This window comes from Bacillus sp. THAF10, from assembly GCF_009363695.1.
In the GTDB taxonomy this organism is placed as follows: domain Bacteria; phylum Bacillota; class Bacilli; order Bacillales; family Bacillaceae_I; genus Sutcliffiella_A.
In genome coordinates, this window is the sequence record NZ_CP045403.1 from 3,890,176 (window position 1) to 3,904,691 (window position 14,516).

Sequence of the window (14,516 nt, forward strand, 5' to 3'; positions counted from 1 at the left end):
CTGGAGACCCCGCAGGCTTTTTGAGCCGAGGAGGCTTACAAATCGCTCCGCGAACGCGGAGCCATTTTGCGGAAATCTACAGCGGTCTACTCCCCTCCCTCCTACTGGTGTGGAGGGTATTTTGCTGGAATAAACGATTTTTTCATAATAAACATATAAAGTGCCAGCGTGATGCTTTGCACATAAAAATAGAACGGAAACGAATACATGAAAATGTAGCCCTTTTTATAGTGAAATACCCCAAAATACGCAGCAAGCCCCTCTGTTAGCATCGCAATGAGCGACCACACGATAATATACAGTAAATTATAGTAGCCTTTTACCTTAAGAAGGCTGTGAAAATAAAAGAATAGATAGCCATAGGGGCCATATTGAAGATAGGAAATAAAATCAAACAATTCAAAGTAGGTGCTATCATTCACATCATAAAAATCAAACGGTGGAATACTAATGGTATGGTCAAAAATGATGCCACTATTAATGCCAATTACTAAAAATAACAACGTTAGTGACAAGGGAAATCTTTTCGGTAAAAAATAGATAAGGGCGTATCCTCCTATAAGAGATAGCAGAATAAACAACTCATTGGAATTAAAGTAAAAATCATAATTAATTGTTGGGTTAGGTGCCATACTATCCCCTCACCATTTCGTCTTTTATTAATAAATGCCGGTATGCCCTTACTAAAAAAAGGGTCCCTGAAATATAAACAATAGAAACAATTGATGTCATGGTGTATGACCACATGTGAAACTGAATGATATTTAGCTGTATTCCCAATGCTTCTAAGGAAAGTCTTACAAGCATGGTTATCAATCCATACACCATCACGCGCCCTATTTTATTTTGAAAGGCAGCATTTGCAAAGATCATCAGAAGAATTGGAGCTAGAATATTTCTATGTAGCCAAAAGCATAGAAACAAGGCAGGCTCCTTATTATAGAAGATTAGACCTAGGTTCAAGCTGATTAGCGTTAACACGGTCTTATTTACAAACAAGAAAAATAGGAATAATAACAAGTTTTCAATGAAAATTAGTTTTTTTCGTTGAAACAAAAAAATTGCTCCAAATAACCAAGTAAGAATGAGATAGATGACCAGCGCCACAGCAAAATCCTCCTTATAAAACCAAAAAAAGAAGCCAATGATAGCTTCTTTTTAGCGTCCCCCAATGCCCGATATTCATTCTTTTATTGCGTATGCAAGCTCCCATTTTTTGAGATTTACGATTTCTCCACCGCCTGAAAAAACAATGCTCTGTTTGGACGTTAAAGGAGGAAAGATTCTGGCGGTAAATACTTCTTCCCCTTGATTGATAAACAGTTCGAGAGAGGATGTGTCCTTAAAAATTCTCATGGAGGATAAGGACGAAAGGGCACAGCTTCGTTTTTCCCAGCTTCCATCAACAAAACTTAGCCTGTGAAGATGTATCATTTCTTCCTCTTTACTATACGTAACTTTTGCCGTATCAGAGATGCTTAGCAAAAACCAGTCTAAGCTCGGAGCAAATTCCAGCTCCATCTCTAGCACTTCGCCATGTACCCCGCTTAGCTCCAGTTGGTTAGGTGATAGAGCAATGTTTCTATGCACCGTCGCTTCCCCTTTTCGGAGATGCTCTAACTCTGCAACTGGATTTTGTAGAAGGCGTCCGTTTTGAAAGGTTAGCTCACGAGGAAGCGTTAAGGCATGAATCCAATGGTGCCTTATGGTCGGATGCTTGTCCTCATGTTGCTCCGGCACCCCCATCCAGCCAACCATCAATCTGCGTCCATTCGTATCCACTGTTGTTTGTGGGGCATAAAATTCAAAGCCCCGATCAAGCTCTACAAACTCGCCATGGGTAAAACGAACATCCTCATAATCTAAGCTTCCGATAAAATAACCAGCCTGGTAGACATTTTGGTACTTCCAGCCCTCTTTAGAAAGACCTTGCGGCGATACCACCAAAACATCCACCCCACCTAGAGAAAACATATCCGGACACTCCCACATATAGCCAAAGTCACCAAGACCATTCAGGTTCGAACCAGCGATTGGCCCTACATGCTCCCACTTTGTTAAATCAGTGGATACAAGCAAGGCTACCTGTCCTTTTCGCTCCTTGCTTTGTGCTCCCACAACCATGTACCAATAATCATCACGCTTCCACACCTTTGGATCACGAAAATGAGCGGTATAATCACGAGGAAGCTCCACAACTGGTCCAAGCTTCTGAAAGGTGTTTCCGTCGTTTGACACCGCCATACACTGATACGTTTCGCGGTTCCCTTTGGCATCCTTCACATTTCCTGTATAAAAAAGAACCATTTGCCCGTTATGTTCCACAGCGCTCCCGGAATAGCAGCCATTTTTCTCATACGCTTCACTTGGTGCAAGCGCAATCGGTTCATGCTTCCAGGTTGCCAAATCCTCTGAGGAATAATGTCCCCAAAACTTTGCGCCATGCCCTGTCTTAAACGGCATCCATTGATAAAACAGATGATAGCTTCCATTCCACTGAATGAAACCATTTGGATCATTTAACAAGCCAACAGGTGGCATTAAGTGAAAGTGCAATCGGTAAGGATCACTTTCCACTATTGTTTGATGGCTTTTCACTTGCTCCTCTGCTTGCCGTATAAGTTCCTGTTCTTTTTCTGTCATGTTGGAAAACTCCTTTATCTTTCCAGAATGGATTGAACTTGCTCTAGCGTTGGCAATGCCGTCATGGCTCCTTTTTCTGAAGCAGCAAGGGAGCCGGAAACACTAGCAAATCTAGCCATCTGAACAGCATCTGTCACCGTGATGTCCGAAAGGTTTTTTTCATATTCATGTACCATATACAACATCGCAGACACAAAGGCATCCCCTGCACCTGTAGTGTCCACAGCCTTTACTTTGCGGGCAGGAACATGCTCGTTACCCTCTTTAGTAAACACATAGCTTCCTTCTGCTCCTAAGGTCACAAAAATTAAAGAAATATCATATTTAGCGAGCGCCTCTACACCACTAGAAATCTCTTCTTCTCCAGTAATAAAAGCAAGCTCTTCCTCTGATAGCTTTAGCACATCTGCGTAAGGTAGCATGGAGATGATTTGCGTACGGGCAGCCTCTTCCGTTTCCCAAAGCCCAAGGCGAAGGTTCGGGTCATAGGAGACGAGGACTCCTTTTTCTTTCGCAAGTGCTACGGCCTTTTTCGTTGCACTTCTAGCTGGCTCGCTTATAAGGGAAATGGAGCCAAAATGAAGAATTCGGTGCTGCTCAATAAGTTCTGGCCTAATGTCTTTTTCCTCTAGGAATCTGTCTGCACTAGGATCTATATAAAAATCAAAGCTACGCTCTCCATCCTCTAGTGTGACAAATACCACACCGGTGCGGGTATCCTTTGTTAGAATGAGAGAATCTGTATTCACACCATAACTCTCTAGGGTTGTAGCAAGAAACCTACCAAGCACATCGTCTCCCACTTTTCCAATAAAGGTCGATGGTAGGTCAAGCCTGGCCACGCCAACTGCTACATTTGCCGGTGCGCCTCCAGGACTTTTTTGATAGGTTACATTCTCTTGATCTAACGGAATAAAATCGATTAGTGCTTCTCCTAATGAAATAATGCCTCTTTTCATGTGAAAACTCCCCCTTGCTTTTTATTTGCTAGCATCCGAGCGTTCTGCCGGTTTTTCTTCGCTAATACCTAGCAGCCACGTCGCCACAAATGCTGAGATAACCGCAATGGCAAATCCGATTAAATAATTCACAATATTCATGGTTCCAAATTCAACGAGGATCGCAATCATCGGAATACCTGTTAACCCGTAAGCATTGGCTACGACATTTGTTAAAACAACGTATGCCCCGCCAAGCGCTCCGCCGATGGCCGCTCCGATAAATGGCTTACGATATCTTAAGTTTACACCGAAAATCACTGGCTCTGTTATTCCAAGGAAGGCTGACAAGGCAGCCGGAAGTGCAATTTCCTTTGTCTTCGCACGTTTCGCTAAAAAATAAACCGCAAGACCAGCTCCGCCTTGAGCCACATTAGCCATCGACCAGATTGGAAGCAAATAATTAATCCCTAAATCGGCAAGCAGCCCTGCTTCAATGGCATGAAAGCTATGATGGACCCCAGTAATCACAATGAGTGAATACAAGCCTCCAAAAATCAACCCAGCAAGCACACTTCCATTTTCATAAATAAAATTTAGCACAACGGTAATGCCAGATCCTATCCCATTTCCTAAAGGACCAATCGCAAGCAACGTAATGAAACCAGTCAAAATCACCGTCACAAAAGGAGTGACAAGCAAATCAATTGCAGCGGGCACCATTTTACGTATGGTTTTTTCTATCAAGCTCATAACATAAACAGCGAGCAAAACAGGAACAACCGTCCCCTGATAGCCTAATAGCGCCACGTCTAACCCATAAAAGTCCATCGTTTCGGGCTTGGCATCCGCCAGACCCCACGGATTTAAAAGTTCTGGGTGGGTCATGATGCCCCCAATTACTGCACCAAGATAGGAATTGCCGCCGAATTCCTTCGCTGCACTAAACCCGAGTAAAATCGGAAGGATGATAAATGCAGCACTACTAAACATATTCAGCATCACAACAAGTGCACTATCATTTTCTACCCAGCCAAAGGTCGTTACCATGCCAAGGAGTCCCATCAAAAGTCCACTTGCGACAATGGCAGGAATGATAGGCACGAAAATATTAGATAACGTTCTGGCAAAGCGGGCAAACGGATTTAATTTCTTTTTTGCTGCCGCTTGGTGATCTACCTGTTCGGAAGTTTGGTCGTTCAGCCCGGAAGCTTGAGCAAATTCTGCATACACTTTATTGACAATCCCAGTTCCGAAAATAACCTGAAACTGACCCGAGCTTGCAAACGCTCCTTTCACTCCGTCTAACTCTTCCAGCTGTTCTCTGTTTGCGGATGCTACTTCATCGTCTTTAAGCACAAGACGCAGCCGAGTTGCACAGTGTGTGGCACTTATAACATTTTCTTTTCCGCCTAAAAGCGGGAGTAAGTCTTCTGCAATTTGTTTATAGTTCATGTTAAGGCACCTCTCTAGACAGTATTTTTGATTAGGTGTGGAAAGTGGGGGATGGCGGATGGTGCACATCATACCCCCTACAGGTATTTCTGTCGTCTTAAGAGCGATTTTTGAGATTTAAGAGCGAAAAATCGATTTTACGAGCGAAAATTTAGATTTACGAGCGAAAAGTGGATTTTGCGAGCGAAACTTTTATTTTAAGAGCGAAACCCCAATTTGTTGCTCCTTTCAAAGGCGGTATACCCCCACCACTCCCATTGCAATCCGCACACCTTTTCTTCACTCCAGCACCGCCCAATAAAAAAGACCTAAAGCCACCAGAAAGCAAAGGGAGAATCTCCCTTCTTTCCGGCTGACTTCAGGTCTTGCCTGCATGACCAGTCACAATCCTCAACTATCGCACTCGTTATTTAGTTTACATGCTCCGTATCCGTTTACATTTTCTCTCATACAAGCTTTATATGCTCTATTTTTCCGTTAAGCGCTGGATGTGGAGGCTGATATATCCCACCTCAGATAGCGGAAAATGGATCTTGTATTCCTCTTCAAGATAGTCCGCAATTTTCTGGGCTGTTTGAAACGAAACGGCAAACTTTTCCCGCAACAGCTGAAGCATGTCGGGGTCCATGGAATGAAAGGGCTCTCCCTCTTCGACTCTGTTGATGGCAAAACGGAGATGCGTAAGGAGTCGCTGATAATTGACAGAGTTCTCGCCTATTTCCATGTCAAAGTCTTTTTCCATAATCTCAATGGCCTCACGAATGATGGTCGCGAGCTGCATCGTATTTTCCATGCTTTTGCTGCCCATTTTAGCGGTATGAAGATGCAACGCAATATGCCCGACTTCATCATCAGGAATCATAACGCCTAGCTTGTCTTTAATATGTTGCTGTGCCCACAAGCCAATTTCGAACTCCGGCTTATATAGCACCTTAATTTCGTTTAGCAGCTTATTTTGGATGGTGTAGCCCTTTTCTAACCGTTCGATGGCAAAAGAAAGATGGTCTGTTAGCGATATATGAATATGGTTGCTAAGTGGTACCATCAGCTTTCCCTCAGCGTAGCTGATAATGTCCTCTGCCACATCAATATGCTCAACAGGAAGGGTCGACAAGAGCTCTTGAAATTTGTCGCTTTCCTCTTTCATGACAAAGATTTTTTCAATTTTGCCTCGGTCCACAAGGTCATTCTTGCGCTTTTGGAAGCCTACTCCAAGTCCCATCACAATTTTTTCTTGCGCGTCGTCTTTTACCACTACCGCGTTATTGTTCAGTATTTTACTTATCTTCACTTTTGTCGCTCCCCAACTCTACCGCTCTATTTTCCTACATTATAACGGAGACTTTGCGGTGTTACAAAGTCTGTGCATGTCTCCATATGCAAAATAGAGCGGAAATGAGGAGTGCTTACGCCTTAACCTTCCAGTCGATAAGTGTGGTTTCGCCTTTGACCGCAGACTCTCCAGCATGCTTTGTCACGCTTTCCATTACATCTCCGTTCGTAAGGATTACTGGCGTCACAATGCTTTTTGCTTTTTCTTTTATAAGGGCAATGTCGAAGGTTAATAGCGGTGTGCCAACCTCCACCTTGTCGCCTACTTCCACAAGTCCTTCAAAGCCTTCTCCCTTCATGCTGACTGTTTCTAGTCCAACATGAATAAGCACCTCAACACCTGTTTCTGATTTAATACCAATGGCATGTTTTGTTGGGAAGAACTGAATGATTTCACCCTTTACAGGCGATACTACCGTTCCTTCTGTTGGCTCAATGGCAATGCCGTCGCCCATCATTTTTTGAGCAAAAACCGGGTCTGGCACCTCTTCTAGTGGAACAATTTTACCGGTAATCGGTGCGACCAAGGTTTCCTCTGTTTTCACTTCTTCTTTACCAAAAAGCTTTTTAAAAAATGACATCGTTTCTCCTCCTATAAGGGTTCTGAATTGTGCAAAAACGAAAAAAGACCCAATACGAATGCTCACTAAAAAAGCACGTATTAGGTCTTGCCTGCATTACCAGTCACAATCCTGTTGGTATTAATTTATGTTTATAAGGTACGGCACATAGTCCGATTTGTCAATTAATATGTGGAGATTCCGTTCACAAGCTTCTCCCAATCGGGATACAAATCAGAGCGTCGATCTCTCCATGTGGTTACCGAACCACTTTCACGCACCTTGTGAAGTAGCGCTAGGTCCAGGTCACCAGTGATGATCATGTCGGTGTTGAGTTCCCCTTCTGCAACAAGTCCTCCTGGTGGAAATGGCACATCATTTGGAGAAATAATCGCAGCCTGCCCGAAGTTTCCACGCATGAAATCAACCGTTGGCAAGGAGCCAATCGTTCCGGTTGTGACCACATAAATTTGGTTTTCAATGGTGCGCGCATGACAGGAATAGCGCACGCGATGGAACCCGTGGCGGTCATCGGTACAAGATGGACAGAATACCACATCAGCTCCCATCGCCTTTACCATTCGAACAACCTCCGGAAACTCGATGTCATAGCAAGTTAAGAGCGAAATGGTCCCGTAATCCGTGTGGAAAATTTGCAGGTCCTCACCAGGAGTCAGTCCCCACTCATAAACCTCCGTAGGTGTCAGGTGCAGCTTCACCTGAGTCGCTATTCGTCCATCTGGATAAAACAGGTGCGCCGCGTTGTACAGCTTTCCTTCTTTTTCAATGATATGGGTCCCGCCAATAATGTGCATTCCCGTTTGTATAGCTATGCCACTAAAAAGCTGGCGATAGGATTCGGTGTAGTTTGGCAAATCATGAATGGTCTGCGTCCTCCCCTCAACAGGAAACGAGATAAGTTGAGTGGTAAAAAATTCAGGAAACAACACAAAATTCGCATCAAATTCAGCAGCCGTCTTTACATAATGAATCACTGAATTAGCAAACTCCTCAAAGCTGGAAATAGTGTGCAATGGATATTGCACAGCCGAAGCACGAAACTTCATACGGCGGGACCCCCTTTTCTATCGTCATATGTATGGTGTATGCATCAATTCTTTTCGGTGCAACTAGTCCATTATAAAGGATAGAAAGAGAGGGGCTCAATGGTAATTTTTATGGGATATGATGGAAAAACAGCATTGCTTGATGTTGAAAAAATTTATGTCTCTTGTTGTTGTTGATGTTGAGGGCATCTTTAGACATCAAATTTCTCATGTTTTTCGCCGTTTTTGATGTAGAGAATCCCTCTAGACTTCAAAAACCTCTTCTCTCATGTAGAGACCTCACCTAAATCGGTTCCATGCAAACAAAAAAAGCACCAGCTCCACTCAGGTAGCCTGGTACTCTGTTGATGCTAGAACTTCCATAATCGCTTTGGCAACGCCGCTATTAATGTTGGTCTCCGTTTCTAGATGGGCTGTGGCTTTTACACCGTCTGGGGCATTGCCCATTGCGACAGCACGGCCCACTCGTTCAAACATGGAAACATCGTTGTAGTTGTCCCCAATGGCCATCGTATCGGACATCGAAATTCCTCTTTCACCTGTGAAGTGTGTTAATGCGATTCCTTTTTGAGCATCGATACTTGTAATTTCCAAGTTGTCTTTACCAGAAGAACTCACTGCAACGAAGCTAAGATTTTCTAGCTCTGCTCGGGCTGCTTCACGATTGTCTTTATCAAGGGAGAAGGCAAGCAGCTTATATACCGTTGTGTTTTTGTCCTCTAAAACTTGATCAAAGCTGTCCACAAGCTTCAAATTTCCTTCGTCCATTCGTTCCTTTGCTGCTTTTAAGACTTCCTCATAGTTGTTGTTTTGGTTTACCGACATGAAAATATCTACAATCGTGGCGATGGCTTTATCATAGTCCTTGGAATACGTACCAGATCCCGTGTAAAGCTCATAATAAACATCATGCTTTTCCAAAATCTCCGCAATTTGCTTCACCTGTTGATTTTCTAAAGTGTTTGTAGAAACTACATCTCCCTGTACATTCCTTGCTTCTGCACCATTTACACAAATGATTGGTGTTTGAATGCCTGCTTCATGCAGCACATCCTTCGCCTCCAAATAGGAGCGTCCCGTGGCAATAACTACCTCTACACCATTTTTTTGCGCTAGCTTTATGGCATCTGCATTTTCTTCACTCACCACATGATTATGGTTTAATAATGTTCCGTCCATATCGATTGCAATACATTTTACCAATTCGATTCACCTACCTCTCTAGAATAATTCCTATCCTAAATAACTTTTCTTCCTATTTCAAACATTATACTAAGAGAATATTTATCTAAAAATTCTTAACAGTAAAATTAATCCTGTTGCTACTTGGCATATTCCTTTATAATAAAGCTAAGGAATCAGGTATTTATTAAATGGATGAGGTAGAAATCTATGAAAATTTCCTCCAATCATATAGGGAAGATCTTGAAAAACGATATCTATTCGATTTCAGGGAATTTGTTATTAAAAAAGGGGACCGTCCTTAACAAAAATCATGTGGCAAATCTACAAAATCATGACTATTATTTTGACCATGACTTTTTATTGGACGAGCCTCATCACTTATCAAAAGAGTATTTTCACCATGTTAAAGCGATGTATGAAACAAGTGTGGAGTCCTTTCAGTCTATTTTCACCACTCTAGAAAACAACAGCTTGCCTCCTTTAGAGGATGTTCATGAGATGCTCTCCCCCATCATTGATAAGCTAATGGATGATCCCATGTTTATACGGTACATTGAGCAGGTGAAGTGTTATGACAATTACACGTATACGCACAGCTTAAATGTTGGCATTTATTCTTCCCTAATCGGTAAGTTGCAAGGACTAGATAAAAATAACATTCGTCTTCTTAGTCAAATGGGCTTGTTTCATGACGTTGGAAAGCTGCTTATTGATAAAGAAATTATTCAAAAGCCTGGGCGCTTAACGGAAAAAGAGTGGAAAGAAATTCAAAAGCATACTACCTATGGGTATGAATTACTTAGAAAAAATAAGTCCATTGATCCACATATTCTACAAGGGGCGCTCCTTCACCATGAGCGGCTAGACGGAAGCGGGTATCCTACTGGCATTAAGCATACGAAGATTCCGTATTTAGTACAAATCCTTTCTGTAGCGGATATGTATGATGCTCTATCCTCTGAAAGAAGCTATAGACCGAAGCAGAATTTATTTGTCACCACGAAAATCCTGATTCAAGAGGCCAGTTTTAATCGTTTGAACCCAGCGATCGTCTACCCGTTTGTTCGCTATATCCTATCTAATCACCTGCGTGAAGTGGTCATTTTGAACAACGGACAGCTTGCTGAAATTATTTTTATTCATGCAGATGAACCACACCTTCCAATTATTAAAGTGGACGACCATTTTATTGATCTACGAAAGCATAAGGAACTCGAGATTCTTGATTTTGCTAATTAAATTTTTTTGAAAAGGTTTACACCAACATGAAAAAGGGTAAAGTTGTGAGGATTTATACATAATTCCAAGAACTACCTTTGAAAAAATCACAAAATGTATTAAAATAACAAACGTTGCATATTTACGCATAAGGAGATTTTGACATTGAAAAACAACGGTTCTTATCAAACAGCAGACAAAGCTAAATTTTTCTTTCCTTCCTTAATTGGAATTTTATTATTTATGTTTCCGGTGAAGTATAATGGCGACATTACTATCCCGATTGCTATTCTTTCTGAATTTCTCGGAAACTTGCTCGGTGACAGCATTCCCTATATTATGACCGCCATTATTACCATCACTGCAGTTGCCACCCTTATTACAAAGTTGGCACAGCCATCCTTTGCAAAACGAGAGAGCTTTTTCAACTCACTACTAAATGTTTCTATTTTCTGGACTGTTGTAAGAGTGCTTGCGATGGTACTTGCGATTATGACCTTGTTTAAATTAGGTCCTGAGGCAGTATGGAACGAATATACTGGTGGACTTTTATTATTTGATCTACTTCCAATCCTTCTTACCGTTTTCTTTTTTGCAGGATTATTTTTACCATTGCTCTTAAACTTTGGTCTATTAGAGCTTTTCGGAGCACTGCTTACAAAGCTTATGCGACCAGTTTTCAAGCTACCTGGACGCTCCTCCATCGATGCACTTGCATCTTGGTTGGGAGACGGAACAATTGGAGTTTTGTTAACAAGTAAGCAATATGAGGAAGGCTTTTATACGAAACGGGAAGCTGCCGTAATCGGGACAACCTTTTCTGTTGTTTCCATCACCTTTAGTCTTGTTGTTATTTCTCAAGTGAAATTAGGAAACATGTTTGTACCGTTCTATATTACTGTCGCAGTGGCAGGATTAGTCGCAGCCATTATCATGCCTAGAATTCCGCCTTTATCCAGAAAGCCTGATACTTACTACAACGGGGAAGAACAGAGTGATAAAGAACTAATTCCATCTGGCTACTCTCCACTAAAATGGGGGTATAAACAAGCGGTAGAACGCGCTTCTCAAAATAAAAGTGTTGGAGCGTTCTTCCGTGATGGCTTCCGCAACGTCCTTGATATGTGGATGGGTGTAGCGCCAATCGTGATGGCATTTGGAACTATCGCATTAATTTTAGCGGAATTCACTCCGCTATTCACATGGCTTGGGATGCCGTTTATTCCTCTATTACAGCTTCTACAAATACCAGATGCCCAATTAGCATCTGAATCGATGATTGTTGGTTTTGCGGATATGTTCCTGCCATCTGTACTGGCAACAGACATTCCAAGTGAACTGACACGCTTTGTAATTGCAGCAGTGTCCGTCACTCAGCTTATTTATCTTTCTGAGGTAGGTGGGGTTATTTTAGGATCGAAAGTACCTGTATCACTATGGGAGCTTTTTGTTATCTTTATTTTACGTACCCTCATCACGCTGCCAGTTATCGCATTAATGGCACATTTATTCTTCTTTTAAACATAAAAAAGCCTGGACGTTCCACAAGACGTCGCAGGCTTTTTTGTTTACTTTTGAGGGTGTAGCGTTTTTTCGCTAACCTTTACTAGCTCGTGACCTAACAGTGTCGCAAGCTCGAGCATACCGAATCTTCCGGCAGCTTTTTCTGCATCTGCATTGTAGTTTGTGTTGGTGTTCACGTCATAGGTGAAAATCTCACCGTTTTTGTTACGGATAAATTCAATGCCCGCCACTTGGATGTCATTGTCTTGCAAAAACTGTTCATATTTTTCAAGGATTGGATCGTTAAAGCGATCAATAATTTGGAACTTTGGTTTTTCCTCGACCTCTTCTCCAACTGGGCAAAAGAGATCTCCGATTTGGCAAGCATCTGCTGGGCACAGCTCAAAGCCTTCAGACGTATCCACCTGTACTGCATAGACAAATTTCCCACCAATAAACTCACAGCGCGTGATATACGGCTCTGGGGCCTCGATGTATTCCTGAATGAGGGTAATCCCGTCCACAGGCTCTTCAAAATTCGGACCTTGAAGGTATTCTTCTAAGGCAGCTGTGGAATGGAATAATTGCACCCCAAGCCCTTTTCCTGCGCGATTATGCTTCGTGATAAAGGAGGTTGTGCCAATTCTCTTTGCCGCATCTAGAATGTTTTCCTTTCCAACTGCCGCAATCGTTTTCGGTGTTTTCACCCCAGCTTTTTCAAGTGCAGTATATTGATTCACTTTACTTAATTCTAATTGTAGTGCCCTGCTGCCATTCCAAACTTTTCTATCATGGAATTCCAACCAGCTTAATACCGCACCAGTCAGTTCCGGAGCAAAACGATGGTTTCTCGTGTGCGAGGAAGCACTCATCCGGTTATAAAAAATCCCTTCTGGTGGTGCCTCTGTCAAAGGCACGATCCCCTCATTCAAATGCCACTCTTCATAGGGTAGTCCAAGCTCCTCCAAGCGATTGGTAAGGTGAGTGGTCCATTCTCTATTTTCATGAATAATATAAATCTTCTTCACGGTGTCCGCCTCCAATTTCTGCATAAGTTGTTTCAATCATTCTATTTTTTGTTAACAAGGGGCATCACTTGGTTCGCAAAGCGCTCCATTTCCTCCAGCTGTGGGGAAAATTGAAGCAAGAGCAAATCAACGCCTACAGTCTCGTATTCTTTTATTCTTGCAGCAATTTGTTCTGGTGTACCGACTAAATTTGGTCGCAGTCCACGGTTTGATACCGAATAATCCTGAAGCTGTATTTGTTGCTCCAGCTGGGATTTACTTGTGAAATCTTTGAAGCCCGCGTAGGCAGCTGATTCTTTTACATGCGTAATTCTGGCTAGCTCCTCTTGCGCTTCTTCCTCCGTGTCACGGCAAATCACATAAGCCGCCATACCAAAGGATTGAAAAGGGAGCATATTCGCTTGTTCTCTTCTAGATTTCATCTCAGTGATTTTTACAGAGACCTCTTCCGCTGTGCCGCCATGCATCACATAGGCATCACAATGCGACGTGATAACCTCCTTGCCCTTTGGACTTTCTCCACCAGCATAAAGAATCGGATTTGGCCGTTGCACAGGCTTTGGAAATAGCTTGGTGTCCTTGAGCTGATAAAATTGTCCTTCGTAGCTAAAGGAATCCTCCGTCCACAGGCCCTTTAACACATCAATAAATTCTTTTGTGCGATCATAGCGTTCATCATGCTCGGTAAAAATCGCCCCATATTGACGAGCTTCCTCTTCCCACCACGCTGACACAACATTGAGGGTGAAACGTCCATTACTAATGTGGTCGATATTTGCCGCTGCCTTTGCAGCTATGGCAGGGTTATGAAAGCCGGGACGAATCGCAGTCATAATTTCCATTTTTTCCGTCACTGCAGCAAGCGCAGCTGCCGTCGACCAAGCCTCCAGCATATCTTCCTCAGGTCCTTTAATATCATTTAAAAACAATTCAGCAATCAGCGTCGTATCATAGCCAAGCTTTTCCGCTTGCTGTATCACTTTCTTTGCATACTCAAACGTGGGAGGCATTTGCTCATCCTCCACATTCCGTAGCCACCCACCAAATATCGGCAGCCAAAACCCAAACCTCATCGCTCTTCGCCCCTTCTGCATTGTCTTTTTGACAAACAAAAAACTTCTCCGATAAGAAGAAGTTTGAGTATAAAACCGTCACATCTGCTTATCTCTCAAGAACGTTTGTCTTGCTGGATTTAGCACCTACACATACGTGTGGTTGCCGGGTTTCACAGGGCCAGTCCCTCCACCTCTCTCGATAAGAAGTCTTACTATTAAATTAATTTAAATTAATCCTATCACGAAACTAGGGTTTCGACAAGTCTTTCGTGTGCCTAAATAACACATTGGACTATTCATGGTAGGGCAACTTTGCTGAAATTTGTTTTTTTGCGGATAAGTCCTTCGTTTTGAAGGATAAACTCCCATTTCTGCGGATATTCCCCCTATCCACAATTTCCTTAACATAAAAAAAGGCTGGGACAAAACTTAAAAACACAAACAAAAAGACGAACAATAGTAATGCCGACATTAAATACCGCTATTGATTTCCGTGCAAGACTTCGCTTTCCGCGGGTGACCCGTGAGCCTC

At 42.6% G+C, this 14,516-nt stretch carries 13 protein-coding genes and 1 riboswitch; of the genes, 2 read left to right on the forward strand and 11 right to left on the reverse strand.

Annotated elements, in window-relative coordinates; translation table 11 throughout:
* Window positions 1–101: 101 nt before the first annotated feature.
* From FIU87_RS19855 to FIU87_RS19895, 9 genes are all read right to left on the reverse strand, one after another.
* Window positions 102–515 carry a hypothetical protein gene (locus FIU87_RS19855; RefSeq protein WP_253905472.1) on the reverse strand — a complete coding sequence of 138 codons (414 nt, stop codon included), beginning with the start codon at window positions 513–515 and terminating at the stop codon, window positions 102–104.
* 118 nt (window positions 516–633) lie between these two features.
* Complete coding sequence (locus FIU87_RS19860) at window positions 634–1,107, reverse strand: hypothetical protein (RefSeq protein ID WP_152446185.1); 474 nt, start codon at window positions 1,105–1,107, stop codon at window positions 634–636.
* A 75-nt stretch (window positions 1,108–1,182) separates the two neighbouring features.
* Window positions 1,183–2,643, reverse strand: a complete 1,461-nt coding sequence (locus tag FIU87_RS19865; protein WP_152446186.1) for a sucrose-6-phosphate hydrolase — start codon at window positions 2,641–2,643, stop codon at window positions 1,183–1,185.
* Window positions 2,644–2,657: 14 nt separating this feature from the next.
* Window positions 2,658–3,602: a carbohydrate kinase family protein gene (locus tag FIU87_RS19870; RefSeq protein WP_152446187.1), complete on the reverse strand. Its 945-nt coding sequence runs from the start codon at window positions 3,600–3,602 to the stop codon at window positions 2,658–2,660.
* Window positions 3,603–3,623: 21 nt separating this feature from the next.
* A complete protein-coding gene (locus tag FIU87_RS19875; RefSeq protein ID WP_152446188.1) occupies window positions 3,624–5,036 on the reverse strand; it encodes a sucrose-specific PTS transporter subunit IIBC in 1,413 nt (470 codons plus the stop codon).
* Window positions 5,037–5,502: 466 nt separating this feature from the next.
* On the reverse strand, window positions 5,503–6,327 hold the full coding sequence (locus FIU87_RS19880; RefSeq protein ID WP_152446189.1) for a PRD domain-containing protein: 825 nt from the start codon (window positions 6,325–6,327) through the stop codon (window positions 5,503–5,505).
* 115 nt (window positions 6,328–6,442) lie between these two features.
* Entirely contained in the window at window positions 6,443–6,949 is a 507-nt protein-coding gene (locus FIU87_RS19885; protein WP_152446190.1) for a PTS sugar transporter subunit IIA, read from the reverse strand.
* Window positions 6,950–7,113: 164 nt separating this feature from the next.
* Entirely contained in the window at window positions 7,114–7,995 is an 882-nt protein-coding gene (locus FIU87_RS19890) for a carbon-nitrogen hydrolase family protein (RefSeq protein WP_152446191.1), read from the reverse strand.
* Window positions 7,996–8,319: 324 nt separating this feature from the next.
* Window positions 8,320–9,198 (reverse strand): HAD family hydrolase, encoded by an 879-nt coding sequence (locus tag FIU87_RS19895; RefSeq protein ID WP_152446192.1) that lies wholly within the window; start codon window positions 9,196–9,198, stop codon window positions 8,320–8,322.
* 189 nt (window positions 9,199–9,387) lie between these two features.
* Between FIU87_RS19895 and FIU87_RS19900 the strand changes: the two genes are divergently transcribed.
* On the forward strand, window positions 9,388–10,419 hold the full coding sequence (locus FIU87_RS19900; protein ID WP_152446193.1) for an HD-GYP domain-containing protein: 1,032 nt from the start codon (window positions 9,388–9,390) through the stop codon (window positions 10,417–10,419).
* 222 nt (window positions 10,420–10,641) lie between these two features.
* Window positions 10,642–11,919 (forward strand): YjiH family protein, encoded by a 1,278-nt coding sequence (locus FIU87_RS19905; protein ID WP_152446677.1) that lies wholly within the window; start codon window positions 10,642–10,644, stop codon window positions 11,917–11,919.
* Between the two features lie 47 nt (window positions 11,920–11,966).
* On the opposite strand, the gene FIU87_RS19910 is transcribed toward FIU87_RS19905, so the two are convergent.
* Together FIU87_RS19910 and FIU87_RS19915 are read right to left on the reverse strand one after the other, a co-directional pair.
* Window positions 11,967–12,929, reverse strand: coding sequence for an ATP-grasp domain-containing protein (locus FIU87_RS19910; protein ID WP_152446194.1), 963 nt, complete (start codon window positions 12,927–12,929; stop codon window positions 11,967–11,969).
* 41 nt (window positions 12,930–12,970) lie between these two features.
* Window positions 12,971–14,002 (reverse strand): LLM class flavin-dependent oxidoreductase, encoded by a 1,032-nt coding sequence (locus FIU87_RS19915; RefSeq protein WP_152446195.1) that lies wholly within the window; start codon window positions 14,000–14,002, stop codon window positions 12,971–12,973.
* A gap of 85 nt (window positions 14,003–14,087) precedes the next feature.
* Window positions 14,088–14,190: riboswitch (SAM riboswitch) on the reverse strand.
* Window positions 14,191–14,516: the final 326 nt, after the last annotated feature.

Excerpts from the sequence above, each read along its gene's own strand:
- FIU87_RS19875 (WP_152446188.1), bottom strand. The coding sequence starts at position 5,036 with ATGAACTATAAACAAATTGCAGAAGACTTACTCCCGCTTTTAGGCGGA.
- FIU87_RS19905 (WP_152446677.1), top strand. The coding sequence starts at position 10,642 with ATGTTTCCGGTGAAGTATAATGGCGACATTACTATCCCGATTGCTATT.
- FIU87_RS19890 (WP_152446191.1), bottom strand. The coding sequence starts at position 7,995 with ATGAAGTTTCGTGCTTCGGCTGTGCAATATCCATTGCACACTATTTCC.
- FIU87_RS19885 (WP_152446190.1), bottom strand. The coding sequence starts at position 6,949 with ATGTCATTTTTTAAAAAGCTTTTTGGTAAAGAAGAAGTGAAAACAGAG.
- FIU87_RS19865 (WP_152446186.1), bottom strand. The coding sequence starts at position 2,643 with ATGACAGAAAAAGAACAGGAACTTATACGGCAAGCAGAGGAGCAAGTG.
- FIU87_RS19900 (WP_152446193.1), top strand. The coding sequence starts at position 9,388 with ATGAAAATTTCCTCCAATCATATAGGGAAGATCTTGAAAAACGATATC.
- FIU87_RS19915 (WP_152446195.1), bottom strand. The coding sequence starts at position 14,002 with ATGAGGTTTGGGTTTTGGCTGCCGATATTTGGTGGGTGGCTACGGAAT.
- FIU87_RS19870 (WP_152446187.1), bottom strand. The coding sequence starts at position 3,602 with ATGAAAAGAGGCATTATTTCATTAGGAGAAGCACTAATCGATTTTATT.